The following is a 26,249-nucleotide window of genomic DNA, read 5'->3' as shown; positions in this document are numbered from 1 at the left end:
CAGCGGGCCGACGGGGACACATCCCGTCGGCCCGCTGCTTTGTCACGCGTTGTCAGTGGCAGCCGATAGCCTGCACAAACAGACTTGCGAACAGTGCGATCAGGGAGGGGCGGCGTGCGCGTACTCGGGGTGGACCCCGGACTCACCCGGTGCGGTGTGGGCGTGGTCGAGGGCGTCGCGGGACGCCCGCTGACCATGCTCGGCGTCGGTGTCGTCCGCACGCCCGCCGATGCCGACATCGGGCAGCGACTCGTCGGCATCGAGCGCGGCATAGAGGAGTGGCTCGACCGCTTCCAGCCCGAACTCGTCGCCGTGGAGCGGGTGTTCAGCCAGCACAACGTGCGTACGGTGATGGGCACCGCCCAGGCCAGCGCCGTCGCCATGCTGTGCGCCAGCCGCCGCGGACTGCCCGTCGCCCTGCACACCCCCAGCGAGGTCAAGGCCGCCGTCACCGGCAGCGGACGCGCCGACAAGGCCCAGGTCGGCGCCATGGTCACCCGGTTGCTCCGGCTCTCCGCGCCGCCCAGACCGGCCGACGCCGCCGACGCCCTCGCCCTCGCCATCTGTCACATCTGGCGCGCCCCCGCCCAGAACCGCCTCCAGCAGGCCGTCGCCCTGCACGCCTCGAAAGGCCGCACGTCATGATCGCCTTCGTCAGCGGCCCGGTCGCCGCGCTCGCCCCCACGACCGCCGTCGTCGAGGTCGGCGGCGTCGGCATGGCCGTCCAGTGCACCCCGAACACCATCGCCGGCCTCCGGATCGGCGAGCACGCCCGCCTGGCCACCTCCCTGGTCGTACGGGAGGACTCGCTCACCCTGTACGGCTTCGCGGACGACGACGAGCGCCAGGTCTTCGAGCTGCTCCAGACCGCCAGCGGCGTCGGCCCCCGGCTCGCCCAGGCCATGCTCGGCGTGCACAGCCCCGACGCGCTGCGCCTCGCCGTCTCCACCGGCGACGAGAAGGCGCTGACCGCCGTCCCCGGCATCGGCAAGAAGGGCGCCCAGAAGCTCCTCCTCGAACTCAAGGACAAGCTCGGCGCCCCGCTCGGCAGCAGCGGTCTCGTCGGCGCCCAGCGCGCGGCCGCCACCGGCCCCGCCCCCTGGACCGAACAGCTCTCCGCCGCCCTCATCGGCCTCGGCTACGCGAGCCGCGAGGCGGAGGAGGCGGTGGCGGCGGTGACGCCGCAGGCCGAGGCCGCGATCGCCGCGGGCGGCTCCGCCCCGGTGCCGCAGCTGCTGAGGGCCGCGCTGCAGACCCTGAACCGCGCGCGCTGACGGGCTGATTTTCAGCCCGTCCGGCGTTCGAGGCCACGGCCGCAGGCCGTTCGGGGTCCGGGGCGGAGCCCCCCCCACGCGGCGGAGCCGCACATGTCACAGCCGGGAAGGGGCGGGGTGGGGAACGGCCCGCCGCAGGCGCCCCCCACCGCCCCGCATCCCACCGCCCCGCACCCCACACCCCACCGCACCACCACCGAGAAGGCAGACACCGTGAACTGGGACGACGAGACGGACACCGCCGAGCCGGACGCGCGCCTCGTCGGCGCCTCCGCCGAGGGCGACGACCAGGCCGTCGAGGCCGCGCTGCGCCCCAAGGACCTCAGCGAGTTCGTCGGCCAGGAGAAGGTCCGCCAGCAGCTCGACCTCGTCCTCAAGGCCGCCCGCCAGCGCGGCGCCACCGCCGACCACGTGCTGCTCTCCGGCGCCCCCGGCCTCGGCAAGACCACCCTGTCGATGATCATCGCCGCGGAGATGAACGCGCCGATCAGGATCACCAGCGGCCCCGCCATCCAGCACGCCGGCGACCTCGCCGCGATCCTCTCCTCCCTCCAGGAGGGCGAGATCCTCTTCCTCGACGAGATCCACCGGATGTCCCGGCCCGCCGAGGAGATGCTCTACATGGCGATGGAGGACTTCCGCGTCGACGTCATCGTCGGCAAGGGCCCCGGCGCCACCGCCATCCCCCTGGAGCTGCCGCCCTTCACCCTGGTCGGCGCCACCACCCGGGCCGGCCTGCTGCCGCCGCCGCTGCGCGACCGCTTCGGCTTCACCGCGCACATGGAGTTCTACGAGCCGCACGAGCTGGAGCGGGTGGTGCGCCGCTCCGCCGGGCTCCTCGACGTCGAGATCGACACCGACGGCGCCGCCGAGATCGCCGGCCGCTCCCGCGGCACCCCCCGCATCGCCAACCGGCTCCTGCGCCGCGTCCGCGACTACGCCCAGGTCAGGGCCGACGGCGTGATCACCCGCGAGATCGCCGCGGCGGCCCTCGGCGTGTACGAGGTGGACAGCCGCGGGCTCGACCGCCTCGACCGCGCGGTCCTGCAGGCGCTCCTCAAGCTCTTCGGCGGCGGACCGGTCGGTCTGTCCACCCTCGCCGTCGCCGTGGGGGAGGAGCGCGAGACCGTCGAGGAGGTCGCCGAACCCTTCCTCGTACGGGAGGGACTCCTGGCCCGTACGCCCCGTGGCCGGGTCGCCACTCCGGCGGCCTGGAGCCACCTCGGAATGGTTCCGCCGCAGGCAGCGGGCCCGGGGCCGGCCGGCGGCGGGTCGGGAACGGGACAACAGGGTCTCTTCGGGGCGTGACGGCGCGGAGACTCGCCCATTAGGGAACCGGGGTGCGATGCTGGGCGTTGTTCCATCGATGCGGACTCGCCTAGACTCCGCCGATGCCGCCCTTATGGTCGGCGCATCCACCCCCGAATCAGGCCGCGGAGTCTTCCCCGGCCTTGCGAAGGAAATTCCGTCCCGTGAATAACATCGGCATGCTCCTCCCGTTCATCGTGCTCATCGGGGCCATGTTCCTCATGACCCGCTCTGCCAAGAAGAAGCAGTCGCAGGCGGCGGAGATGCGCAACCAGATGCAGCCCGGAACCGGCGTACGCACGATCGGGGGGATGTACGCCACCGTCAAGGAGATCGGCGACGAGACCGTCCTCCTCGAGGTCGCGCCCGGCGTCCACGCGGTCTACGCGAAGAACGCCATCGGCGCCGTCCTGGAGGACTCCGAGTACAACCGGATCGTCCACGGCGACGACCCGGAGACCGTCGTCCCGGACGACGCCTCGTCGCTGACCGAGACCGTCGACGCGGCCGCCGAGGAGACCTCGGCCGAGGTCAAGACGGACCTCACCAAGAAGGCCGACGCCGGCGAGGGCGACAAGGACGGCAAGGCGGACGGCGAGACCGAGGCCAAGTAGTCGAGCGCGGGAGCCGCGCGTCCGCCCACCCGGCGGCGCGCGGCTCCCGCGACGGTCTCACGTCTGCGGGGGCAGGTCCCCGGGGGCACGTCCCCACACACACTTCGTGGCCGTCTCCCGCCCAACCGGTGGGGGCGGTTTGGACAGGGAGAAACGACAAGGTGGCAGCACCGAAGAAGGGCCGAAGGCCGGCGGGGGGCCAGAGCCGGCCGGGCCGCGCCCTGGCACTCATTCTGATCGCCATGGTCGCGCTCACCGGCGGCATGTTCTGGTCGGGGCACACCACCCCGCGCCTGGGCATCGACCTGGCCGGCGGCACGTCGATCACGCTCAAGGCGAAGGCGGAGCCCGGACAGGAGTCCGCCGTCAACGAGACCAACATGAACACGGCGGTCGGCATCATCGAGCGCCGTGTCAACGGTCTGGGTGTCTCCGAGGCCGAGGTCCAGACGCAGGGCCGCGAGAACATCATCGTCAACATCCCCAAGGGGACGAACGAGAAGCAGGCTCGCGAGCAGGTCGGCACCACCGCCCAGCTGTACTTCCGGCCGGTCCTCGCCGTGGCCGCGGCCGAGCAGCCGCAGCCGAAGCCGAGCGCCACCCCGAGCGGCACCAAGTCCGGCTCGCCCAAGCCCACCGCCTCCGCGCCCACCGCGGACAAGGGCAAGGACGACAAGGCCAAGGACGGCAAGACCGCCACCCCGACGGCCACCGCCTCCACCCAGGGCCGCGCCGTCACCGAGGCCCTGAAGGCCCCGAGCCCGACGGCCACCGCGAGCTCCTCTTCGTCCCCGTCGCCGAAGGCGACCGGCACGCCGAAGCCGAACCCGACCGCTGACGCCGCCACCGCGGCCCTGCAGCAGAAGTTCGCCTCGCTGAACTGCCTCGACGCCAAGCAGCGCTCCGCCGCCGGTCAGGGCGTCAAGCCGACCGACCCGACCGTCGCCTGTGGCAAGAACAGCATCGGCCAGTGGGAGAAGTACCTGCTCGGTCCGGCCGAGGTCGAGGGCACGGACGTCGACGACGCCAAGGGCGTCTTCGACCAGCGCCGTGGCATGTGGATCGTGACCATGGACTTCACGGACGCCGGTTCGAAGAAGTTCCAGACGATCACCAGCAAGCTGTCGGCGCAGACCGAGCCGCAGAACCAGTTCGCGATCGTCCTCGACGGCGAGGTCGTCTCGGCCCCGTCCGTGCGCCAGACGCTGTCCGCCAGCGCCGAGATCTCCGGCAGCTTCAACCAGCAGTCGGCCCAGGACCTCGGCAACATCCTGTCGTACGGTGCCCTGCCGCTGTCCTTCCAGACCCAGAGCGTCGACACCGTCACCGCCGCCCTCGGCAGCGACCAGCTCCAGGCGGGTCTGATCGCCGGCGCCATCGGCCTCGGCCTGGTCATCATCTACCTGGTGGTCTACTACCGCGGCCTGTCGGTGATCGCCCTGCTCAGCCTCGGCGTCTCGGCCCTGCTCACCTACGTGATCATGGCCCTGCTCGGCCCGGGCATCGGCTTCGCGCTGAACCTGCCGGCCGTCTGTGGCGCCATCGTGGCCATCGGTATCACCGCGGACTCGTTCATCGTGTACTTCGAACGCATCCGGGACGAGATCCGCGAGGGCCGCACCCTGCGCCCGGCCGTCGAGCGCGCCTGGCCGCGGGCCCGCCGCACCATCCTGGTCTCCGACTTCGTGTCGTTCCTCGCCGCCGCGGTGCTCTTCATCGTCACCGTCGGCAAGGTCAAGGGCTTCGCCTTTACGCTCGGCCTGACCACGCTCCTCGACATCGTCGTGGTGTTCCTCTTCACCAAGCCGGTCATGACGCTGCTGGCCCGTACGAAGTTCTTCGGCAATGGCCACAAGTGGTCCGGCCTGGACCCGAAGAGCCTCGGCGCCAAGCCGCCGCTGCGCCGCACCCGCCGTACGTCCGCTTCCGCCGCTGGCGCTGTCGACACGAAGGAGGCGTGAGATGTCGAAGCTCGGAGATCTCGGCGCCCGGCTCCACCGAGGTGAGGTCGGTTACGACTTCATCGGCAACCGCAGGATCTGGTACGGCATCTCGATCCTGATCACCATCACGGCGATCGTCGCGCTCGCGGTGCGCGGACTGAACATGGGCATCGAGTTCCAGGGCGGTGCCGTCTTCACCACCCCGAAGACGGACGTCTCGGTCTCGCAGGCCACCGAGTACGCCAAGGAGGCCTCCGGCCACGAGGCGCTCGTCCAGAAGCTCGGCAACGGCTCGCTGCGCATCCAGGTCGGCGGCCTCGACACGGACAAGTCCGACCAGGTCCGCGCGGAGCTCGCCAAGGACCTGAACGTCTCCGACGAGACGAAGATCGCGGCCGAGATCGTCGGCCCCAGCTGGGGTGACCAGATCGCCACCAAGGCGTGGACGGGCCTCGGGGTCTTCATGATCCTCGTGGTGATCTACCTCGCCATCGCCTTCGAGTGGCGGATGGCCGTCGCGGCGCTCGTCGCGCTCATCCACGACCTCACCATCACCGTCGGCATCTACTCGCTGGTCGGCTTCGAGGTCACGGTCGGTACGGTCATCGGTCTGCTGACGATCCTCGGTTACTCGCTCTACGACACGGTCGTCGTCTTCGACTCCCTCAAGGAGCAGACGAAGGGCATCACCAAGCAGACCCGCTGGACCTACAGCGACATCGCCAACCGGTCGATCAACGGCACCCTGGTCCGCTCGATCAACACCACCGTCGTGGCCCTGCTGCCGGTCGCCGGTCTGCTCTTCATCGGCGGCGGCGTGCTCGGCGCCGGCATGCTGAACGACATCTCGCTGTCGCTGTTCGTGGGTCTCGCCGCCGGTGCGTACTCCTCGATCTTCATCGCCACGCCGCTGGTCGCCGACCTCAAGGAGCGCGAGCCGGCCATGCAGGCGCTGAAGAAGCGCGTCCTGGCCAAGCGGGCCGCCGCTGCCGCCAAGGGCGAGAGCGTCGACGGCGACGAGTACGGCGACCCCGAGCCGGCCGTCGTCGGCCAGCGCTCGCGCCGCGGCCGCTCCTCGGAGCGCCGCGGATGACCGCCGAGCTGCTGCTGAGCCGCATCCGGGACGTCCCCGACTACCCGAAGCCCGGGGTGCTGTTCAAGGACATCACCCCGCTGCTCGCGGACCCGGAGGCGTTCACGGCGCTCACCGACGCGCTCGCCGGGCTCTGCAAGGACGCCGGCGCCACGAAGATCGTCGGCCTGGAGGCCCGCGGCTTCATCCTGGCCGCTCCGGTCGCCGTCCGCGCCGGACTCGGCTTCATCCCGGTCCGCAAGGCCGGGAAGCTGCCCGGGGCCACCCTGCGGCAGGCGTACGAGCTGGAGTACGGCACCGCCGAGATCGAGGTGCACGCTGAGGACCTGGCCGCGGGCGACCGCGTCATGGTCATCGACGACGTCCTCGCCACCGGCGGCACCGCCGAGGCCTCCATCGAGCTCATCCGCCGCGCCGGCGCGGAGGTCGCCGGCGTCGCGGTCCTCATGGAGCTCGGCTTCCTGCCGGGCCGCGCCCGCCTGGAGCCCGCACTGTCCGGCGCCCCGCTCACGGCGCTGATCACCGTCTGACCCCAGACCGGTACGAAACCGCCCCGGCCCGAGGCCCACGCCTCGCGCCGGGGCGGTTTCGTATGGTGACGGGCCCGTTCCCCGCGCCCCGTGGCCGGGACCGGGTGGTCGGCGTCCCGGGGCGGCGCCGGGAATTCCCCGGCCCGCCCCCGTCGTTTTCCGGACAAGCCCCGCAACGGGTCCCGGGCGGAGCACCATGGTCTTGACGGCGGCCGTCTCAGCACTCAGCCGCGTGAGCACCGGCACCGTCAGGTCGATACGATGGCCTTTCCGGGCCTGACCGGGGGACCCGGAACCTCCCCCAGACCCCGTCCGGGGGGACCCCCAGAGGAGCGCTCTTGCCAGACGAGGCCCAGCCACTCTCCGCCGCGCAGCCCGACAAGCAGGCCGGCCAGGCCGCGCCGGGAGCCGGCGCGTCCCAGAACCCGCCTGCGGAGACCAGGCCCAGGCCCTCGGCGCCCGCACCGGCTCCGGCCGCCCGGCCCACGCCGGCGCCGCCGGCCCGCTCGGGCGGCTCCTCCAGCCGCGTCCGCGCGCGCCTCGCCCGGCTGGGCGTCCAGCGCTCCTCCCCGTACAACCCGGTCCTCGAACCGCTGCTGCGGATCGTCCGCTCCAACGACCCGAAGATCGAGACGGCGACCCTGCGCCAGATCGAGCGCGCCTACCAGGTCGCCGAGCGCTGGCACCGCGGCCAGAAGCGCAAGAGCGGCGACCCGTACATCACGCACCCGCTCGCCGTCACCACGATCCTCGCCGAGCTCGGCATGGACCCGGCGACCCTGATGGCCGGGCTGCTGCACGACACCGTCGAGGACACCGAGTACGGCCTGGAGGACCTGCGCCGGGACTTCGGCGACCAGGTCACGCTCCTCGTCGACGGTGTCACCAAGCTCGACAAGGTCAGGTTCGGCGAGGCCGCGCAGGCCGAGACCGTCCGCAAGATGGTCGTCGCCATGGCCAAGGACCCCCGAGTCCTCGTCATCAAGCTCGCCGACCGCCTGCACAACATGCGCACCATGCGCTACCTCAAGCGGGAGAAGCAGGAGAAGAAGGCCCGCGAGACCCTGGAGATCTACGCCCCGCTGGCGCACCGGCTGGGCATGAACACCATCAAGTGGGAGCTGGAGGACCTCGCCTTCGCGATCCTCTACCCCAAGATGTACGACGAGATCGTCCGGCTGGTCGCCGAGCGCGCCCCCAAGCGCGACGAGTACCTGGCCATAGTGACCGACGAGGTCCAGGCCGACCTCCGGGCCGCCCGCATCAAGGCCACCGTCACCGGCCGCCCCAAGCACTACTACAGCGTCTACCAGAAGATGATCGTCCGCGGCCGTGACTTCGCGGAGATCTACGACCTGGTCGGCATCCGCGTGCTCGTGGACACCGTCCGCGACTGCTACGCGGCCCTCGGCACCGTCCACGCGCGATGGAACCCGGTCCCCGGCCGGTTCAAGGACTACATCGCGATGCCGAAGTTCAACATGTACCAGTCGCTGCACACGACGGTCATCGGACCCAACGGCAAGCCGGTCGAGCTGCAGATCCGCACCTTCGACATGCACCGCCGCGCCGAGTACGGCATCGCCGCGCACTGGAAGTACAAGCAGGAGGCCGTCGCCGGCGCCTCCAAGGTGCGCGCCGACGTGCCGAAGAAGGCCGGCAAGGACGACCACCTCAACGACATGGCGTGGCTGCGCCAGCTGCTCGACTGGCAGAAGGAGACCGAGGACCCCTCGGAGTTCCTGGAGTCGCTGCGCTTCGACCTCTCCCGCAACGAGGTCTTCGTCTTCACGCCCAAGGGCGACGTCATCGCGCTGCCCGCCGGCGCGACCCCCGTCGACTTCTCGTACGCGGTCCACACCGAGGTCGGCCACCGCACCATAGGAGCCCGGGTCAACGGCCGGCTGGTGCCGCTGGAGTCGACCCTCGACAACGGCGACCTGGTCGAGGTCTTCACCTCCAAGGCGGCCGGCGCCGGACCCTCCCGGGACTGGCTCGGCTTCGTCAAGTCGCCGCGCGCCCGCAACAAGATCCGCGCCTGGTTCTCCAAGGAACGCCGCGACGAGGCCATCGAGCAGGGCAAGGACGCCATCGCCCGGGCCATGCGCAAGCAGGGCCTGCCGATCCAGCGCATCCTCACCGGCGACTCGCTGGTCACCCTCGCCCACGAGATGCGCTACAGCGACATCTCCTCGCTGTACGCGGCGATCGGCGAAGGCCATGTCACGGCCCAGTCCATCGTGCAGAAGCTGGTCCAGGCGCTCGGCGGCGAGGAGGCCGCGACCGAGGACATCGCCGAGACCCACCCGCCGGTCCGCGGCCGCTCCAAGCGGCGTGCCGGTTCCGACCCGGGCGTGGTGGTCAAGGGCGTCGACGACGTGTGGGTGAAGCTGGCCCGCTGCTGCACCCCGGTGCCCGGCGACCCGATCATCGGCTTCGTCACCCGCGGCAGCGGCGTCTCCGTCCACCGCAGCGACTGCGTCAACGTGGAGTCGCTGTCCCGGGAGCCCGAGCGGATCCTGGACGTCGAGTGGGCGCCCACGCAGTCCTCGGTCTTCCTCGTCGCCATCCAGGTCGAGGCCCTGGACCGGTCCCGGCTCCTCTCGGACGTCACCCGGGTCCTGTCGGACCAGCACGTCAACATCCTGTCGGCGGCCGTGCAGACCTCCCGCGACCGGGTGGCCACCTCGCGCTTCACCTTCGAGATGGGCGACCCCAAGCACCTGGGCCACGTCCTGAAGGCCGTGCGGAGCGTGGAGGGCGTTTACGACGTGTACCGCGTGACCAGCGCGCGCCGGCCGTAGCGGTCGTACGAGGCGGTACGAGGAAGGGCCCCCGGCGGGAGTCGCCGGGGGCCCTTCCTCGTACCGTACGGCTACGGCAGCGGACGACTCAGCCGCCGAACTCCTGCAGACCCTTCAGCGCCTGGTCGAGCAGCGCCTGACGGCCTTCGAGCTCCTTGGCGAGCTTGTCGGCCTTGGCGTCGTTGCCCGCCGCACGGGCCGCGTCGATCTGCTTGCGCAGCTTGTCGACCGCGTCCTGGAGCTGGCCCGTGAGGCCCGCGGCGCGGGCCCGCGCCTCCGGGTTGGTGCGGCGCCACTCGGCCTCCTCGGCCTCCTGGATCGCGCGCTCCACGGCGTGCATCCGGCCCTCGATGCGGGGGCGGGCGTCGCGCGGGACGTGGCCGATGGCCTCCCAGCGCTCGTTGACGGCACGGAACGCGGCGCGGGCCGCCTTCAGGTCCGTCACGGGCACCAGCTTCTCCGCCTCGGCCGCGAGCTCCTCCTTCAGCTTGAGGTTCTCGGTCTGCTCGGCGTCGCGCTCGGCGAACACCTCGCCGCGGGCCGCGAAGAACACGTCCTGGGCGCCGCGGAAGCGGTTCCACAGGTCGTCCTCGTGCTCGCGCTGGGCCCGGCCCGCCGCCTTCCACTCCGCCATCAGCTCGCGGTAGCGGGCGGCCGTCGCGCCCCAGTCGTTCGAGTTCTGCAGGGACTCGGCCTCGGCGACCAGACGCTCCTTCGTCTTGCGGGCGTCCTCGCGCTGCGCGTCCAGCGCGGCGAAGTGGGCCTTGCGACGCTTGGAGAAGGCCGAGCGGGCGTGCGAGAAACGGTGCCACAGCTCGTCGTCGGACTTGCGGTCGAGCCGGGGCAGGCCCTTCCAGGTGTCCACGAGCGCCCGCAGCCGCTCGCCGGCGGCGCGCCACTGCTCGCTCTGCGCCAGCTCCTCGGCCTCGGTGACCAGGGCCTCCTTGGCGGAGCGGGCCTCGTCGGCCTGCTTCGCCTTCTGGACCTTGCGCTCCTCACGGCGCGACTCCACCGTCTCGGCCAGCTTGTCCAGCCGGGCCGAGAGGGCGGCCAGGTCGCCGACCACGTGGTGCTCGTCCACCTGGTGGCGGATGTGCTCGATGGCGGCCGTCGCGTCCTTCGCCGAGAGGTCGGTGGTCCTCACCCGCTTCTCGAGGAGGCCGATCTCGACCACCAGGCCCTCGTACTTGCGCTCGAAGTAGGCCAGCGCCTCCTCGGGGCTGCCGGCCTGCCACGATCCGACGACCTGCTCGCCCTCGGCCGTACGCACGTACACGGTGCCCGTCTCGTCGACGCGGCCCCACGGGTCGCTGCTCACAGCGCCTCCTCAACATGATGCCGGCGCGGGGTTCCCGCCCCTGGCATCGTCCACGGTTTCCCGGCGGGCCTCGCCCGCCCTCCACAGCGCGGCCGGCGGCCTGCGCTGCACAACGCCAATCTAGGCGAACGGCGGCCCGGCTGTCCGCACTCAGCGCGACCGAAATTCAACGGTCACGCCCGGGTGCGCCCGCCGGGCCGCCTCCGTCCCGCCCACCGGCTCACTTCTTGGCGACGGTGGCCTTCTCGATCGTGACGGCCTTCTGCGGCGCGCCGTCGCCCGAGCCGCCCTGGACGCCGGCCTTGGCCACGTCCTCGACGACCTTGACGCCCGCCGGGTCGAAGGTGCCGAACGGGGTGTAGTTCGGGGGCAGCTTGGTGTCCTTGTAGACGAGGAAGAACTGGCTGCCGCCGGTGCCCGGGCCGGCGTTCGCCATCGCCACGGTGCCCTTCGGGAAGGTGACCGTGCCGTCCTTGCCGGCCTTGCCGAGGCCGTTCAGGTTCTCGTCCGGGATGGAGTAGCCCGGGCCGCCGGTGCCGTCGCCCTTCGGGTCGCCGCACTGGAGCACGTAGATGCCCGAGGTGGTGAGGCGGTGGCACTTGGTGCCGTCGAAGAACTTCTTGTCGGCGAGGTGCTTGAAGGAGTTCACGGTGTGCGGGGCCTTCGCCGCGTCCATCGTGACCGTGATGTCGCCGACGTTGGTCTTGAGGGCCATCGTGTACGTGGCCTTCTTGTCGATCGCCATCGCGGGCTCGGGCTGCGGGGGCGTGGACGGCTCCGCGCTCGGCGTCTTCGAGGCCTCCGACGCCACGTTGTCCGTGCCGTTGGAGTCGTCGCCGGACAGTGCCACCGAGGCCCACACGGCGCCGCCCGCCGCGAGCACCACCGCGAGCGAGGAGGCGATGACGGTGTTCCGTCGCGCCTTGCGCCGCGCCTCCTCCCGGCGCTGCTGCTGCCGCACGTACTTCTCCCTGGCGAGCTGCCGCCGCCGCTGATCGCTGCTGACCACCGGGTCCGCTCCTTGTCGATGTCGATCGTCTGTTCAGTCCTGGCCGGATGTGCCCGTACCGTATACGGGTTGGCTGTGGAACAGACACCGCCGGTAGGCTCTGATCTGCTGCATTCCGTTGCTTTCCGCACCGCCGCAGCCATCTGCCGGACGACACAGAAGGACGATCGTGCTGATTGCCGGGTTCCCCGCCGGGGCCTGGGGCACCAACTGCTACGTGGTCGCCCCCGCCGCAGGCGAGGAGTGCGTCATCATCGACCCGGGCCACCAGGCCGCCCAGGGAGTCGAGGAGACGCTGAAGAAGCATCGGCTCAAGCCCGTCGCGGTGGTCCTCACCCACGGCCACATCGACCACGTCGCCTCCGTCGTCCCGGTCTGCGGCGCCCATGACGTACCCGCGTGGATCCACCCCGACGACCGGTACATGATGAGCGACCCGGAGAAGGCCCTCGGCCGCTCCATCGGGATGCCCCTCATGGGCGAGCTGACCGTGGGCGAGCCGGACGACGTGCGCGAGCTCACCGACGGCGCCGAGCTGAAGCTCGCGGGCCTCGAACTCGGCGTCGCGCACGCCCCTGGTCATACCAAGGGGTCGGTGACCTTCAGGACCCCGGAGACCACGGAGATCCCCTCCGTGTTCTTCTCCGGCGACCTGCTCTTCGCCGGCTCCATCGGACGCACCGACCTGCCCGGCGGTGACATGGACGAGATGCTCGCGTCGCTGGCCCGTGTGTGCCTGCCGCTCGACAACTCGACCGTGGTCCTGTCGGGGCACGGTCCCCAGACGACCATCGGCCAGGAGCGCGCCACCAACCCCTATCTGCGGCAGGTGGCGGCCGGCCTCGGGAGTGACTTCCAGGCTCCCCGACGAGGAATGTGACGAGAGACTTCCGTGAGCACCTTCAAGGCCCCCAAGGGCACGTACGACCTGATCCCGCCGTTCTCGGCGAAGTACCTGGCGGTCCGCGACGCGATCGCCGCGCCGCTGCGGACGTCCGGCTACGGCTATGTCGAGACCCCCGGCTTCGAGGACGTCAACCTGTTCGCCCGCGGTGTCGGTGAGTCCACCGACATCGTCACCAAGGAGATGTACGCCTTCGAGACCAAGGGCGGCGACAGGCTCGCCCTGCGTCCCGAGGGCACCGCGTCCGTGCTGCGCGCGGCCCTGGAGGCCAGCCTGCACAAGCAGGGCAACCTCCCGGTCAAGCTCTGGTACTCGGGCTCCTACTACCGCTACGAGCGCCCGCAGAAGGGCCGCTACAGGCACTTCTCGCAGGTCGGTGCCGAGGCCATCGGCGCCGAGGACCCGGCGCTCGACGCCGAGCTGATCATCCTGGCCGACCAGGCCTACCGCTCGCTCGGCCTGCGGAACTTCCGCATCCTGCTGAACTCGCTCGGCGACAAGGAGTGCCGCCCCGTCTACCGCGAGGCCCTGCAGACCTTCCTGCGCGGTCTCGACCTGGACGAGGAGACCCTGCGCCGCGCCGAGATCAACCCGCTGCGGGTCCTCGACGACAAGCGGGCCGACGTGCAGAAGCAGCTGGTCGACGCGCCGCTGCTGCGCGACTACCTGTGCGACGCGTGCAAGGCGTACCACGAGGAGGTGCGCGCGCTGATCACCGCGGCGGGCGTGGTCTTCGAGGACGACCCGAAGCTGGTGCGCGGCCTGGACTACTACACCCGGACCACGTTCGAGTTCGTCCACGACGGTCTCGGCTCGCAGTCCGCGGTCGGCGGCGGCGGCCGCTACGACGGCCTGTCCGAGATGATCGGCGGCCCCGCGCTGCCGTCCGTCGGCTGGGCGCTCGGCGTGGACCGCACGGTCCTGGCCCTGGAGGCCGAGGGCGTCGAGCTCGACATCCCGCCGGCCACCAGCGTCTTCGCCGTGGCGATCGGCGAGGAGGCCCGACGGGTGCTGTTCGGCAAGGTCACCGAGCTGCGCCGGGCCGGTGTCGCCGCTGACTTCTCCTTCGGCGGCAAGGGCCTCAAGGGCTCGATGAAGGACGCCAACCGCTCCGGTGCCCGCCTCACCGTGGTCGCCGGCGAGCGCGACCTCGCCGAGGGCGTGGTCCAGCTCAAGGACATGGAGTCCGGCGAGCAGCAGCCGGTCGCGCTGGCCGAGCTGGTGGACGCGGTGAAGGCGAAGCTCGCCTGAGTCCGTCCCGTACGGCTGTACCGAGAAGGGCCCCCGGCACCGCGCCGGGGGCCCTTCCGGCAGTACGGGCGGCCGCTCGGCCGTCGAGATCCCGCCCTTACCCACCGCTCACGCCGCCCGTGCGAACGTGTGCGGCAGAATGACCGTGCCTGTGCCCCGAGTGAGAAGAGCGAGTAGACCGACATGACGAAAGCAGCGGCCGCGAACGAGACCGCCGGGCGGGAGGACTCCCGCACCATCGGCGCCGGCCGTGGCCTCGCCTGGCTTCTGGTGATCACCGGCGCCGCCGGGCTGCTGGCGTCCTGGGTGATCACGCTCGACAAGTTCAAGCTCCTGGAGAACCCGAACTTCGTCCCCGGGTGCAGCCTGAACCCGATCGTCTCCTGCGGCAGCGTGATGAAGAGCGAGCAGGCCTCGGCGTTCGGCTTCCCGAACCCGATGCTCGGCCTCGTCACGTACTCCGTGGTGATCGCCATCGGCGTCGGCCTGCTCGCCGGCGCCCGCTACCGCCGCTGGTACTGGCTCGGCCTCAACGCCGGCACGGTCTTCGGCGTCGGCTTCTGCACCTGGCTGATGACCCAGTCGCTGTACGAGATCAACGCCCTGTGCCTGTGGTGCTGCCTGGCCTGGGTCGCCACCATCGTCATGTTCTGGTACACGACCTCGCACAACGTCCGCCGGGGCGTCATCCCCGCCCCGCAGGGCCTGCGCACCTTCTTCGACGAGTTCACCTGGGTCCTGCCGGTGCTGCACATCGGCATCATCGGCATGCTGATCCTGACCCGCTGGTGGGACTTCTGGACCAGCTGAGGTCCACGGAGGCACACCGCGCTGTCAGTGGTCTCGCTTAGGCTTCATCAACGTGGAGCCCGACCTTTTCACCGCCGCCGCGGAAGAACGCCAGGAGAAGGACCCGGCCAGCAGCCCGCTGGCCGTGCGGATGCGCCCGCGCACCCTCGACGAGGTCGTGGGCCAGGGCCATCTGCTCAAGCCGGGCTCGCCGCTGCGCCGCCTCGTCGGTGACGGCACCGGCGGCCCGGCCGGTGCCTCCTCGGTGATCCTGTGGGGGCCGCCCGGCATCGGGAAGACCACCCTCGCGTACGTGGTCTCCAAGGCCACCAACAAGCGCTTCGTCGAGCTCTCCGCGATCACGGCCGGCGTCAAGGAGGTCCGCGCCGTCATCGACGGGGCCCGGCGGGCCGTGGGCGGCTTCGGCCGGGAGACCGTCCTCTTCCTCGACGAGATCCACCGCTTCTCCAAGGCCCAGCAGGACTCGCTGCTCCCGGCCGTCGAGAACCGCTGGGTGACGCTCATCGCCGCGACCACGGAGAACCCGTACTTCTCGGTGATCTCCCCGCTGCTCTCCCGCTCGCTGCTGCTCACCTTGGAGCCGCTCACCGACGACGACCTGCGCGGACTGCTCCACCGGGCCCTGACGGAGGAGCGCGGACTCGGCGGGGCGGTCACCCTCGACGAGGACGCCGAGTCGCATCTGCTGCGGATCGCCGGCGGCGACGCCCGGCGCGCCCTGACGGCCCTGGAGGCGGCGGCCGGCGCGGCGCTCGCCAAGGGGGAGCCGGCGATCAGTCTGGAGACGGTCGAGGAGACCGTCGACCGGGCCGCGGTGAAGTACGACCGGGACGGCGACCAGCACTACGACGTGGCGAGCGCCCTCATCAAGTCGATCCGCGGCTCGGACGTGGACGCGGCGCTGCACTACCTGGCGCGGATGATCGAGGCGGGCGAGGACCCCCGGTTCATCGCCCGGCGCCTGATGATCTCCGCGAGCGAGGACATCGGCCTCGCCGATCCGAACGCGCTGCCGATCGCCGTGGCCGCCGCCCAGGCCGTCGCCATGATCGGCTTCCCCGAGGCGGCGCTGACCCTGAGCCACGCCACCATCGCCCTGGCCCTGGCCCCGAAGTCCAACGCGGCGACGAACGCGATCTTCGCCGCCCGGGCCGACGTCCAGGCGGGCCTCGCCGGCCCGGTCCCGCCGCATCTGCGCGACGGCCACTACAAGGGCGCGGCCAAGCTCGGCCACGCCCAGGGGTACGTGTACCCGCACGACGTCCCGGGCGCCATCGCGCCGCAGCAGTACGCCCCGGACACCGTCCACGGCCGGCGGTACTACGAGCCGACGCGCTACGGCGCGGAGGCGCGGTACGCGGACGTGGTGGAGAAGGTCCGCGAGCGCCTCAGGGGCGAGGGCTGACGAGGCCGGGGTACGGGGCGTCCGGCGGACCCGGTACACTCGTCTGAAGTGCTGCGTCCCGTGTCCGGCTTCGGCCGGCATCACCAGAACGGGACAGGCAGCCGGAGCCCCGGCCTTCGGGCGGGGACTCCAGGAGCGTCGCGCACCTTCGAAGGTGTCGCGGGCAACCCACCACCACCGGGAATCCCCGGAGCGGGCGGTGGGTCGTTCGCGTGCTGCACGTATGTGCCCAGACCAGGGAGCGGCTGCCCGGCAGGTCCCTCGCGGACCCGACGGGTTTCCCCGGCTGCGGATTGCGACCTCCCTAACCCTGGTGAAGCCGTATTCGAAACAGTGAGAGAGGTTGGTTCATGGCGAACCAGTCCCGTCCCAAGGTCAAGAAGTCGCGTGCCCTCGGCATCGCGCTGACCCCGAAGGCCGTCAAGTACTTCGAGGCCCGCCCCTACCCGCCGGGCGAGCACGGCCGTGGCCGCAAGCAGAACTCGGACTACAAGGTCCGTCTGCTCGAGAAGCAGCGTCTGCGCGCCCAGTACGACATCAGCGAGCGCCAGATGGCGCGCGCCTACGACCGCGCCAAGAAGGCCGAGGGCAAGACGGGCGAGGCGCTGGTCGTCGAGCTCGAGCTGCGCCTCGACGCCCTGGTCCTGCGTTCGGGCATCGCCCGCACCATCTACCAGGCCCGTCAGATGGTCGTCCACGGCCACATCCAGGTCAACGGTGGCAAGGTCGACAAGCCGTCCTTCCGCGTCCGTCCCGACGACGTCGTGATGGTCCGCGAGAAGTCGCGCAACAAGACCCTCTTCCAGGTCGCTCGTGAGGGTGGCTTCGCCGCCGAGGGCGAGACCCCGCGCTACCTGCAGGTCAACCTGAAGGCCCTGGCCTTCCGCCTCGACCGCGACCCGAACCGCAAGGAAATCCCGGTCATCTGCGACGAGCAGCTGGTCGTCGAGTACTACGCCCGCTGATCTCCAGCAGGCCGTAGTACCACCCCCGCGGTGTTCAGCCCGCCGCTTCCCCACCCGACGTGGAGGGGGAGCCGGCGGGCTTCCGCGTGTCCGGGACCGGTGCCCGGCCGGTACGGAACGGGCGCGGCTGCGCCCCGGCGCCCGCACCCCCGGGGCCGGCCGGATCCCGGCGCTCGGCGAGCGCCCGGTCCACCGCCGCGTCCAGCGACAGCGCCTGCCCCTCGCCGTACCAGGCCGCGTACCCCTCGGCGCCGAGCGCCTCGCTCGCCTGCCGCTCGCACAGCAGCCGCGGCCCGTTGAAGTTCGCCGAGCCGAACAGCGGCAGACCCACCGCGTCCCACACCGGCATCGCCGCGCCCTGCAGCACCGCCGCCTCCGCCGGATCGCCCTCCGCCATCGTCACCAGGGCGAGCAGTTCGAGCGCGAGCACCAGGCCCACCAGGTCGTGGAAGAGGTGGTTGATCGTGAGGCACTCGGTGAGCAGCTCGCGCGCCGCCGCGTGGTCGCCGCCGGTCAGCGCCGCGTACGCCAGCACATAGAGCGCGTACGCCCGGGTCCAGCGCTCGCCGCGCTCCTCGCAGATCTCCCGGACCTCCGCGCACAGCGCCACCGCCCCCTCCAGATCACCCTGGAAGGCCCGCGCGAGCGCCAGCTCGACCTGGCCCATCAGCACGTTGCTGTTCAGCTCGCCCAGCTCCCGGTACGCCTCAAGGGACCGGCCGATCAGTTCCTCGGCGCGCGGCAGGTCGTCCGAGAGCAGCGCCAGACAGCCCAGCCGGTGCGTCGCGTACGCCCCCGCCATCGCGTTGCCCGAGTCCCGCGCCCGCTCCGCGCACTCGTGCAGCGCCGCCACCGCCGCCGTGTCGTCGCCCTGCAGGATCGCCACATAGCCGAGCACCCACAGCGCCTTGAGCCGCGCGTCCTCGTGCTCCGCGGCCACGCCGAGCGAGCGGTCCAGCCAGTGCCGGCCCTCCGAAAGGCGCCCGCACCCCGCCCAGTAGAACCACAGCGTCCCCGCCAGATGCTGGGCGAGCGAGGCGTCCTCCGGCACCTCCAGGCACAGTTCGAGCGCCGCGCGCAGATTCGGCAGCGCCACGTCCGTCGCCGCCGCCACCTCCGCCTGCCGGGGACTGAACCACTCCAGCTCGCACCAGGTCGCCAGCCCCATGTACCAGTCCCGGTGCCGGCGCCGCATCCGCTCCGTGTCGCCGAGCGCCGACAGCCACTCCGCCCCGTACGCGGCGACCGTGTCGAGCATCCGGTAGCGCGGGCCCGCCGCCGTCTCCTCGCGGGCCACGAGGGACTGCGCGAGCAGTTCGCCCAGCACGTCGAGGACCCGGTCCGCGGGCAGTTCGGTGCCCCCGCACACGTACTCCACCGCCTCCAGGTCGAACGGCCCGGCGAACACCGAGAGCCGCGCCCACAGCAGCCGCTCCTCCGGCGTGCACAGCTCGTGGCTCCAGCCGATCGCCGTGCGCAGCGTCTGGTGCCGGGCGAGCGCGCCCCGCCGCCCGCCGTCGAGGAGCCGGAAGCGGTCGTCGAGCCGGCGGAGCAGCTGCTCCGCCGTGAGTAGCGGCAGTCGCGCCGCCGCCAGTTCGAGCGCGAGCGGGATCCCGTCGAGCCGCCGGCACAGCTCCCGCAGGATCCCCGCGTCGGCCACCCGCGGCGCCCCCGCCTCCGCCGCGCGGCCCGCGAGCAGCTCCATCGCGTCGGCGTCCGCCATCGGCGCCAGCGTGAGCACCGCCTCGCCGTCCACGCGCAGCGGCCGGCGGCCCGCCGCCAGGACGGTGAGCCCCGGGCAGCCGCGCAGCAGCTCCCGCAGCAGCGCCGCGCACTCCTCCACCAGGTGCTCGAAGCCGTCCACCACGAGCAGCAGCCGCAGCTCGGCGAGGTGCTCCACGAGCACCTCGCGCGGCCCGCGCACGGTGTGGTCGGTCAGACCGAGCGCCTCGACCAGCGCGTGCGCCACCAGCTCGGGGTCGCGCAGGGAGGCCAGCTCGGCGAGCCGGACCCCGTCGGCAAAGCGTTTCTGCAGTGCCGCCGCGGAGCGCAGCACCAGCCTGGTCTTGCCGACCCCGCCCACCCCGACGACCGTGACCAGACGGAACTCGCCGAGGAGCAGGGCCAGTTCGTCCTGTTCGGCGGCCCTTCCCACGAACCGGTTCAGCTCCGCCGGGAGATTGCTCCGTCGCATGGGACACGGAGCGTACTCACCCGCGCGCGCTCCGTACAATCGACTGCGTGCAACTCCCGTCCCACGAGCGCTAATGCGGTACGGCGAGAGACCTCCGGCGCGATAGGGTCGGAGGACGTTTATCAACAGGGTTCCGACGACCGTCGGGGGCCCGACGACAGCAGAGAGCGGTGCGCAGTGACCGGTGGTGAGGTTGCCGGGATCCTGGTGGCCGTGTTCTGGGCGATCCTCGTCTCCTTCCTCGCCGTGGTGCTGGTGAGGCTGGCGCAGACGCTCAAGGCGACCACGAGGCTCGTCGCGGACGTGACCGACCAGGCCGTTCCGCTGCTCGCCGACGCCTCCACGGCCGTACGCGCGGCGCAGACCCAGCTCGACCGGGTCGACGCCATCGCCTCGGACGTCCAGGAGGTCACCGCCAACGCCTCCGCGCTGTCCACCACCGTCGCCTCCACCTTCGGCGGCCCGCTCGTCAAGGTCGCCGCCTTCGGTTACGGCGTGCGCCGCGCGCTGGGCCGCGGCCGGCCGGACGCACCGGCCGCGACCGAGCGGCGTACGGTGATCGTCGGCCGCGCCGTGCCGTCCGCGAGGCGCCGGAAGCAGAAGGGCTGAGCACGATGTTCCGCCGTACGTTCTGGTTCACCGCGGGCGCCGCAGCCGGCGTGTGGGCCACCACCAAGGTCAACCGGAAGCTCAAGCAGCTGACCCCGGAGAACCTGGCGCTCAAGGCGGCCGACAAGGCCGTCGAGGCCGGTCACCGGCTCAAGGACCGCGCTGTGGACTTCGCCCTCGACGTGCGGGCGAACATGGCGCAGCGCGAGGCCGAGCTCGGCGAGGCGCTCGGCCTGGACGCGCCCGTGGAGCCGGAACCGGGCCGGGCCCTGCCGGCCCCGCGCGGCCGGGCCGCGCTCGGCGCCCGTAACACCGCAGACACGACAGACACGACAGGCGTATACACGCTCTCGTACAACCGGAATGAGGACCACTGATGGAGTCGGCTGAAATCCGCCGCCGCTGGCTGAGCTTCTTCGAGGAGCGCGGGCACACCGTCGTCCCTTCGGCGTCGCTCATCGCGGACGACCCGACTCTGCTGCTGGTCAACGCGGGCATGGTGCCGTTCAAGCCCTACTTCCTGGGGGAGACGAAGCCCCCCTTCAAGCGCGCCTCCAGCGTGCAGAAGTGCGTGCGCACGCCCGACATCGAAGAGGTCGGCAAGACCACCCGCCACGGCACGTTCTTCCAGATGTGCGGCAACTTCTCCTTCGGCGACTACTTCAAGGAAGGCGCCATCAAGCTCGCCTGGGAGCTGCTGACCAGCCCGGTGGAGCACGGCGGCTACGGGCTCGAGCCGGAGAAGCTCTGGATCACCGTCTACCAGGACGACGACGAGGCCGAGCAGATCTGGCGCGACGTCGTGGGCGTCCCGGCCGAGCGCATCCAGCGCCTCGGCAAGAAGGACAACTTCTGGTCCATGGGCGTCCCCGGCCCCTGCGGCCCCTGCTCCGAGATCAACTACGACCGCGGCCCCGAATTCGGCGTCGAGGGCGGCCCGGCCGTCAACGACGAGCGGTACGTCGAGATCTGGAACCTCGTCTTCATGCAGTACGAGCGGGGCCAGGGCATCGGCAAGGAGGACTTCGAGATCCTCGGCGACCTGCCGTCCAAGAACATCGACACCGGCCTCGGTCTCGAGCGCCTGGCGATGATCCTCCAGGGCGTGCAGAACATGTACGAGACGGACACCCTCAAGGTCGTCATCGACAAGGCCACCGAGCTCACCGGCGTCTCCTACGGCAAGGCCCACGACTCGGACGTCTCGCTGCGCGTGGTCGCCGACCACATGCGCACCTCCGTCATGCTCATCGGTGACGGCGTCACCCCGGGCAACGAGGGCCGCGGCTACGTGCTGCGCCGCATCATGCGCCGTGCCGTCCGCAACATGCGCATGCTCGGCGCCACCGGCCCGGTCGTCGGCGAGCTCGTCGACACCGTCATCCGGACGATGGGCGAGCAGTACCCGGAGCTGGAGACCGACCGCAAGCGCATCGAGACGGTCGCCCTCGCCGAGGAGGCCGCGTTCCTGAAGGCCCTCAAGGGCGGCACCAACATCCTCGACACCGCCGTCACCGAGACCAAGGCCGCCGGCGGCACGGTCCTCTCCGGCGACAAGGCGTTCCTGCTCCACGACACCTGGGGCTTCCCGATCGACCTCACCCTGGAGATGGCCGCCGAGCAGGGCCTCTCCGTGGACGAGGCCGGCTTCCGCCGCCTGATGAAGGAGCAGCGGGAGCGCGCCAAGGCCGACGCCCAGGCCAAGAAGACCGGCCACGCCGACGTCACCTCGTACCGCGAGATCGCCGACACCGCCGGCGCCACCCAGTTCACCGGTTACACCAACACCGAGGGCGAGACCACCGTCGTCGGCCTGCTGGTCAACGGTGTCCCGTCGCCGGCCGCCTCGGAGGGCGACGACGTCGAGGTCGTCCTCGACCGCACCCCGTTCTACGCCGAGGGCGGCGGCCAGCTCGCCGACCACGGCCGGATCAAGCTGCACTCCGGCGCCGTCATCGAGATCCGCGACGTGCAGCAGCCGGTCCCCGGCGTCTCCGTGCACAAGGGTTCGGTGCAGGTCGGCGAGGTCACCGTGGGCGCCACCGCCTACGCCGCCATCGACGTGCGCCGCCGCCGGGCCATCGCCCGCGCCCACAGCGCCACCCACCTGACCCACCAGGCGCTGCGCGACGCCCTCGGCCCGACCGCCGCCCAGGCCGGTTCGGAGAACTCCCCGGGCCGCTTCCGCTTCGACTTCGGCTCGCCGAACGCCGTCCCCGGCACCGTCCTCACGGACGTCGAGCAGAAGATCAACGAGGTGCTGTCGCGCGAGCTCGACGTGCACGCCGAGGTCATGCCGATCGACGAGGCCAAGCGCCAGGGCGCCATCGCCGAGTTCGGCGAGAAGTACGGCGAGCAGGTCCGCGTCGTCACCATCGGCGACTTCTCCAAGGAGCTGTGCGGTGGTACGCACGTCCACAACACCGCCCAGCTGGGCCTGGTGAAGCTGCTCGGCGAGTCGTCGATCGGCTCGGGCGTGCGCCGCATCGAGGCCCTGGTCGGCGTCGACGCGTACAACTTCCTCGCCCGTGAGCACACGGTCGTCGCCCAGCTGCAGGAGCTGGTCAAGGGCCGCTCGGAGGAGCTGCCGGAGAAGATCTCCGCCATGCTCGGCAAGCTGAAGGACGCCGAGAAGGAGATCGAGAAGTTCCGCGCGGAGAAGGTCCTGCAGGCCGCCGCCGGTCTGGTCGACTCCGCCCAGGACGTGCGCGGCGTCGCCCTCGTCACCGGTCAGGTGCCGGACGGCACCGGCGCCGACGACCTGCGCAAGCTGGTCCTCGACGTGCGCGGCCGCATCCCCTCCGACCGTCCCGCCGTCGTGGCCCTGTTCACCACGGCCAACGGCAAGCCGCTGACGGTCATCGCCACCAACGAGGCCGCCCGCGAGCGCGGCTTCAAGGCCGGCGAGCTGGTCCGCACGGCCGCCAAGACCCTCGGCGGCGGCGGTGGCGGCAAGCCGGACGTCGCCCAGGGCGGCGGCCAGAACCCGGAGGCCGTCGGCGCCGCCATCGAGGCCGTCGAGCGTCAGGTGCTGGAGATCGCGTGACGATGCGTCGAGGCCGCCGCATCGCGGTCGACGTCGGGGACGCCCGGATCGGGGTCGCCTCGTGCGACCCCGACGGGGTGCTCGCCACGCCGGTGGAGACCGTGCCGGGGCGTGACGTCCCGGCCGCCCACCGGCGGCTGCGCCAGATCGTCGAGGAGTACGAGCCGATCGAGGTCGTCGTGGGCCTGCCCCGCTCGCTGAGCGGGCGGGAGGGCCCGGCCGCGACGAAGGTCCGCGCCTTCGCCCGCGAGATGGCGAAGGGCATCGCCCCGGTCCCGGTCCGGCTGGTGGACGAGCGGATGACCACGGTGACGGCGACCCAGGGGCTGCGGGCCTCCGGTGTGAAGTCGAAGAAGGGACGTTCCGTCATCGACCAGGCCGCCGCTGTGATCATCCTTCAGAACGCTCTTGAGTCCGAACGGGTATCAGGTAATCCGCCCGGTGAGGGCGTCGAAGTGGTCATCTGATCGCGATACGGTAACGTTCCGCGCGATGCGGCGGTGTTCGAACAGCTGCCGCACTACGTAGAGGCGGAACGTCCGGAAGCCTCGCGGCTGTTTGGGGATCGATGACTGAGTATGGCCGGAGCCCCGGCTCCGAACCGTGGCACCCCACGGACCCGCTGTACGGGGACCAGGGGTGGGAAGGCCAGCAGCAGCAGTACCCGCAACAGGCGCAGTACGGCCACCAGGACCCGTACGCCCACCAGGACCCTTACGGGCAGCAGCACGCCCAGCAGCCCCAGCATCCGCATGCCGACGGCATGTACCAGCAGCAGGCGCAGGGCTACGGCGCGCAGCAGTACGCCGAACAGCAGTACGGGGAGCAGCAGTACGGACAGGGGAACCCGGGCGGTTACGACACGCCCGGGTATCCCGCACAGCAGTACGACGGCGGCAACTGGGAGACCGGTCAGGCCGCCATGCCGTACAACGCCCCGCCCGCCGACCCCTACGGCGGCCAGCAGCCCGACCTCTACGGCACCCCCGAGGCGTACCCCCCGCCCCAGCCTCCCGGCCGGCGCCAGGTGCCGCCGCAGCCGGTCGACGACTGGCAGACGCAGCAGGATCCGTCGGGACCGTCGGAGCCGTCGGGGCCGGAGTCCGAGCCGGAGGAGACCCACCCCTTCTTCACCGGCGGCGACGACGGTCGCGACGACGAGGACGAGGACGGGTACGCGGAGGAGCCGGGCGGCCGCCGCGGCCGCCGGAGCGGCAAGGGCGGCAAGTCCGGCAAAGGCAACAAAGGCCGCAAGGCCAAGAACGGCATGGCGTGCCTGGTGGTCGCCGCCGTCATCCTGGGCGGCGTGGGCGGACTCGGCTACGTCGGCTACAAGTTCTACCAGGGCAAGTTCGGCGCGGCCCCCGACTATGTCGGCGAGGGCACGGGCGACATCCAGGTCGAGATCCCGAACGCCGCCGGCGGTTACGAGATCGGCAACATCCTCAAGAAGGCCGGCGTGGTCAAGAGCGTCGACGCCTTCGTGTCGGCCCAGCAGAAGAACCCCAAGGGGATCACCATCCAGGCCGGCGTCTACACCTTGAGGAAGGGGATGTCGGCCGAGAGCGCCGTGGCTCTCATGCTGAACCCGGTGAGCCAGGCCAACTTCGTCATCCCCGAGGGCCGCCGGAACGCCTGGGTGTACGCGGAGATCGACAAGCGCCTCGACCTCAAACCGGGCACCACCAAGGACGTCGCGGTCAAACAGGCGAACAGCCTCGGCCTGCCCGACTGGGCCAAGAACCACGAGAACGTGAAGGACCCGCTGGAGGGCTTCCTCTTCCCGTCGAGCTACCCGGTCGCCAAGGGGAACAAGCCCGAGGACGTGCTGCGCAAGATGGTCGCGCGCTCGAACGCCGAGTACATCGAGCTCGACCTGGAGTCGAAGGCGAAGGACCTCGGGCTCAAGGGCCCCTGGGAGCTGCTGACCCTCGCCAGCCTGGTGCAGGCCGAGGGCAAGACCCACGACGACTTCACCAAGATGGCCGAGGTCGTCTACAACCGCCTGAGTCCGGAGAACAAGGAGACCTACCAGCTCCTGCAGTTCGACTCGACGTACAACTATCTGATGGGTCAGAGCAAGATCAAGATCACCCGCAAGGAGATCCTGAACAACCCCGACCCGTACAACACGTACCGGCAGAAGGGCCTGACACCCGGGCCGATCGACAACCCGGGCAAGGAAGCCCTGGTGGCCGCGATGAACCCGACGAAGGACGGCTGGATGTACTTCGTCGCCACCGACGGCATGAACAAGACCGAATTCGCCAAGACCCTCGCCGAGCACGACAGGCTCGTCGAGAAGTTCAACGCGGGAAACTGAGATGACCACCAGCCGACGGGCGGCCGTGCTCGGCTCGCCCATCGCCCACTCGCTCTCCCCGGTCCTGCACCGGGCCGCCTACCGGGAGCTCGGCCTCGACGACTGGTCGTACGACCGCTTCGAGGTCGACGAGGCCGCGCTCCCCGGCTTCGTGCGGGAGCTCGACGCGTCGTGGGCGGGGCTCTCGCTCACGATGCCGCTCAAGCGGGCGATCATCCCGCTGCTCGACGAGATCACCGACACCGCGGCCTCGGTCGAGGCGGTCAACACGGTCGTCCTCACCGAGGACGGCCGCCGCGTCGGCGACAACACCGACATCCCCGGCATGGTCGCCGCGCTGCGCGAGCGGGGCGTCGAGAAGGTCGACTCGGCGGCGGTCCTCGGGGCCGGCGCCACCGCCTCCTCGGCGCTGGCCGCGCTCGCGCGGATCTGCTCCGGGCCGGTCACCGCGTACGTACGGAGCGAGGCGCGCGCCGAGGAGATGCGCGGCTGGGGCGAGCGGCTCGGCGTCGACGTGCGCACCGCGGCCTGGGAGGACGCGGCCGAGGCGTTCGCCGCGCCGCTGGTGATCGCGACCACGCCCGCCGGGACCACGGACACGCTGGCCGTGGCCGTCCCCGACGCGCCCGGCACCCTCTTCGACGTGCTGTACGACCCGTGGCCGACCCGGATCGCGGCCGCCTGGTCGGCCCGCGGCGGCAAGGTGGTCGGCGGCCTCGACCTGCTCGTGCACCAGGCGGTGCTCCAGGTCGAGCAGATGACCGGCCGGGCGCCCGGGCCGCTCGCGGCCATGCGGGCGGCGGGGGAGAAGGCGCTCGGCGAGCGCTGACGGCTGGGCGGGAAGACGGA

22 protein-coding genes are annotated in these 26,249 nt (G+C 71.4%); 19 read left to right on the top strand and 3 right to left on the bottom strand.

All coding sequences use genetic code 11. From position 1 onward, the window contains the following. The first annotated feature begins 114 nt into the window (after nt 1–114). The 8 genes from ruvC (at nt 115) to ACIRSU_RS26355 (ending at nt 9,566) form a co-directional block, all read left to right on the top strand. Entirely contained in the window at nt 115–645 is a 531-nt protein-coding gene (gene ruvC, locus ACIRSU_RS26390) for a crossover junction endodeoxyribonuclease RuvC (RefSeq protein WP_403796812.1), read from the top strand. Further along, nucleotides 642–1,274, top strand: coding sequence for a Holliday junction branch migration protein RuvA (ruvA, locus tag ACIRSU_RS26385; protein WP_403796809.1), 633 nt, complete (start codon nt 642–644; stop codon nt 1,272–1,274). Before ruvC ends, ruvA begins: the two co-directional genes overlap by 4 nt. Before the next feature lie 213 nt (nt 1,275–1,487). Next, complete coding sequence (gene ruvB, locus ACIRSU_RS26380) at nt 1,488–2,582, top strand: Holliday junction branch migration DNA helicase RuvB (RefSeq protein WP_403797498.1); 1,095 nt, start codon at nt 1,488–1,490, stop codon at nt 2,580–2,582. Nucleotides 2,583–2,761: 179 nt separating this feature from the next. After that, complete coding sequence (gene yajC / locus ACIRSU_RS26375) at nt 2,762–3,196, top strand: preprotein translocase subunit YajC (protein ID WP_403797495.1); 435 nt, start codon at nt 2,762–2,764, stop codon at nt 3,194–3,196. Nucleotides 3,197–3,357: 161 nt separating this feature from the next. After that, a complete protein-coding gene (secD, locus tag ACIRSU_RS26370) occupies nt 3,358–5,157 on the top strand; it encodes a protein translocase subunit SecD (RefSeq protein ID WP_403796806.1) in 1,800 nt (599 codons plus the stop codon). Between the two features lies 1 nt (nt 5,158). Next, nucleotides 5,159–6,232 carry a protein translocase subunit SecF gene (secF, locus tag ACIRSU_RS26365; protein ID WP_403796803.1) on the top strand — a complete coding sequence of 358 codons (1,074 nt, stop codon included), beginning with the start codon at nt 5,159–5,161 and terminating at the stop codon, nt 6,230–6,232. Next, complete coding sequence (locus ACIRSU_RS26360; RefSeq protein WP_403796800.1) at nt 6,229–6,762, top strand: adenine phosphoribosyltransferase; 534 nt, start codon at nt 6,229–6,231, stop codon at nt 6,760–6,762. The genes secF and ACIRSU_RS26360 overlap by 4 nt, the downstream gene beginning before the upstream one ends. 338 nt (nt 6,763–7,100) lie before the next feature. Further along, the gene (locus ACIRSU_RS26355; RefSeq protein ID WP_403796798.1) at nt 7,101–9,566 is read left to right on the top strand and encodes a RelA/SpoT family protein; all 2,466 of its coding nucleotides are present in this window, start codon (nt 7,101–7,103) and stop codon (nt 9,564–9,566) included. 88 nt (nt 9,567–9,654) lie between these two features. Here the strand turns inward: ACIRSU_RS26355 and ACIRSU_RS26350 are convergent, their stop codons facing one another. Continuing rightward, nucleotides 9,655–10,884, bottom strand: a complete 1,230-nt coding sequence (locus ACIRSU_RS26350) for a DUF349 domain-containing protein (protein ID WP_403796795.1) — start codon at nt 10,882–10,884, stop codon at nt 9,655–9,657. Nucleotides 10,885–11,104: 220 nt separating this feature from the next. Continuing rightward, nucleotides 11,105–11,893 (bottom strand): peptidylprolyl isomerase, encoded by a 789-nt coding sequence (locus tag ACIRSU_RS26345; RefSeq protein ID WP_403796792.1) that lies wholly within the window; start codon nt 11,891–11,893, stop codon nt 11,105–11,107. Nucleotides 11,894–12,062: 169 nt separating this feature from the next. Here ACIRSU_RS26345 and ACIRSU_RS26340 point away from each other — a divergent pair, with 169 nt between their 5' ends. From ACIRSU_RS26340 to rpsD, 5 genes are all read left to right on the top strand, one after another. Beyond that, on the top strand, nt 12,063–12,773 hold the full coding sequence (locus ACIRSU_RS26340) for an MBL fold metallo-hydrolase (RefSeq protein ID WP_403796789.1): 711 nt from the start codon (nt 12,063–12,065) through the stop codon (nt 12,771–12,773). A gap of 12 nt (nt 12,774–12,785) precedes the next feature. Continuing rightward, complete coding sequence (hisS, locus tag ACIRSU_RS26335; RefSeq protein ID WP_403796786.1) at nt 12,786–14,048, top strand: histidine--tRNA ligase; 1,263 nt, start codon at nt 12,786–12,788, stop codon at nt 14,046–14,048. Nucleotides 14,049–14,231: 183 nt separating this feature from the next. After that, nucleotides 14,232–14,858, top strand: a complete 627-nt coding sequence (locus tag ACIRSU_RS26330; protein ID WP_403796784.1) for a vitamin K epoxide reductase family protein — start codon at nt 14,232–14,234, stop codon at nt 14,856–14,858. Between the two features lie 52 nt (nt 14,859–14,910). Then, nucleotides 14,911–16,263, top strand: a complete 1,353-nt coding sequence (locus ACIRSU_RS26325) for a replication-associated recombination protein A (RefSeq protein ID WP_403796781.1) — start codon at nt 14,911–14,913, stop codon at nt 16,261–16,263. Between the two features lie 350 nt (nt 16,264–16,613). Then, nucleotides 16,614–17,228, top strand: a complete 615-nt coding sequence (rpsD, locus tag ACIRSU_RS26320) for a 30S ribosomal protein S4 (protein ID WP_403796779.1) — start codon at nt 16,614–16,616, stop codon at nt 17,226–17,228. Between the two features lie 34 nt (nt 17,229–17,262). Here rpsD and ACIRSU_RS26315 read toward each other — a convergent pair whose 3' ends face one another. Then, nucleotides 17,263–19,422: an ATP-binding protein gene (locus ACIRSU_RS26315; protein ID WP_403796776.1), complete on the bottom strand. Its 2,160-nt coding sequence runs from the start codon at nt 19,420–19,422 to the stop codon at nt 17,263–17,265. A gap of 177 nt (nt 19,423–19,599) precedes the next feature. Here ACIRSU_RS26315 and ACIRSU_RS26310 point away from each other — a divergent pair, with 177 nt between their 5' ends. The 6 genes from ACIRSU_RS26310 (at nt 19,600) to ACIRSU_RS26285 (ending at nt 26,229) form a co-directional block, all read left to right on the top strand. Continuing rightward, nucleotides 19,600–20,031 carry a DUF948 domain-containing protein gene (locus tag ACIRSU_RS26310; RefSeq protein WP_403796774.1) on the top strand — a complete coding sequence of 144 codons (432 nt, stop codon included), beginning with the start codon at nt 19,600–19,602 and terminating at the stop codon, nt 20,029–20,031. A 5-nt stretch (nt 20,032–20,036) separates the two neighbouring features. Beyond that, nucleotides 20,037–20,408: a hypothetical protein gene (locus tag ACIRSU_RS26305; protein WP_403796771.1), complete on the top strand. Its 372-nt coding sequence runs from the start codon at nt 20,037–20,039 to the stop codon at nt 20,406–20,408. Beyond that, entirely contained in the window at nt 20,408–23,077 is a 2,670-nt protein-coding gene (alaS, locus tag ACIRSU_RS26300) for an alanine--tRNA ligase (RefSeq protein ID WP_403796768.1), read from the top strand. Before ACIRSU_RS26305 ends, alaS begins: the two co-directional genes overlap by 1 nt. Before the next feature lie 2 nt (nt 23,078–23,079). Continuing rightward, nucleotides 23,080–23,544 (top strand): Holliday junction resolvase RuvX, encoded by a 465-nt coding sequence (gene ruvX / locus ACIRSU_RS26295; protein ID WP_123954413.1) that lies wholly within the window; start codon nt 23,080–23,082, stop codon nt 23,542–23,544. A gap of 101 nt (nt 23,545–23,645) precedes the next feature. Next, the gene (mltG, locus tag ACIRSU_RS26290) at nt 23,646–25,400 is read left to right on the top strand and encodes an endolytic transglycosylase MltG (RefSeq protein ID WP_403796766.1); all 1,755 of its coding nucleotides are present in this window, start codon (nt 23,646–23,648) and stop codon (nt 25,398–25,400) included. Nucleotide 25,401: 1 nt separating this feature from the next. Continuing rightward, nucleotides 25,402–26,229: a shikimate dehydrogenase gene (locus ACIRSU_RS26285; RefSeq protein ID WP_403796765.1), complete on the top strand. Its 828-nt coding sequence runs from the start codon at nt 25,402–25,404 to the stop codon at nt 26,227–26,229. Nucleotides 26,230–26,249 lie beyond the last annotated feature (20 nt).

The sequence above is a fragment of the Streptomyces sp. NPDC101160 genome (genome assembly GCF_044768205.1).
Taxonomy (GTDB): Bacteria; Actinomycetota; Actinomycetes; order Streptomycetales; family Streptomycetaceae; genus Streptomyces.
This window is presented reverse-complemented; position numbering and strand designations above follow the sequence as displayed.

Excerpts from the sequence above, each read along its gene's own strand:
- alaS (WP_403796768.1), top strand. The coding sequence starts at position 20,408 with ATGGAGTCGGCTGAAATCCGCCGCCGCTGGCTGAGCTTCTTCGAGGAG.
- mltG (WP_403796766.1), top strand. The coding sequence starts at position 23,646 with ATGACTGAGTATGGCCGGAGCCCCGGCTCCGAACCGTGGCACCCCACG.
- ACIRSU_RS26330 (WP_403796784.1), top strand. The coding sequence starts at position 14,232 with ATGACGAAAGCAGCGGCCGCGAACGAGACCGCCGGGCGGGAGGACTCC.
- ACIRSU_RS26360 (WP_403796800.1), top strand. The coding sequence starts at position 6,229 with ATGACCGCCGAGCTGCTGCTGAGCCGCATCCGGGACGTCCCCGACTAC.
- secF (WP_403796803.1), top strand. The coding sequence starts at position 5,159 with ATGTCGAAGCTCGGAGATCTCGGCGCCCGGCTCCACCGAGGTGAGGTC.
- ACIRSU_RS26285 (WP_403796765.1), top strand. The coding sequence starts at position 25,402 with ATGACCACCAGCCGACGGGCGGCCGTGCTCGGCTCGCCCATCGCCCAC.
- yajC (WP_403797495.1), top strand. The coding sequence starts at position 2,762 with ATGCTCCTCCCGTTCATCGTGCTCATCGGGGCCATGTTCCTCATGACC.
- rpsD (WP_403796779.1), top strand. The coding sequence starts at position 16,614 with ATGGCGAACCAGTCCCGTCCCAAGGTCAAGAAGTCGCGTGCCCTCGGC.
- ruvX (WP_123954413.1), top strand. The coding sequence starts at position 23,080 with ATGCGTCGAGGCCGCCGCATCGCGGTCGACGTCGGGGACGCCCGGATC.
- ruvA (WP_403796809.1), top strand. The coding sequence starts at position 642 with ATGATCGCCTTCGTCAGCGGCCCGGTCGCCGCGCTCGCCCCCACGACC.
- ACIRSU_RS26315 (WP_403796776.1), bottom strand. The coding sequence starts at position 19,422 with ATGCGACGGAGCAATCTCCCGGCGGAGCTGAACCGGTTCGTGGGAAGG.
- ACIRSU_RS26305 (WP_403796771.1), top strand. The coding sequence starts at position 20,037 with ATGTTCCGCCGTACGTTCTGGTTCACCGCGGGCGCCGCAGCCGGCGTG.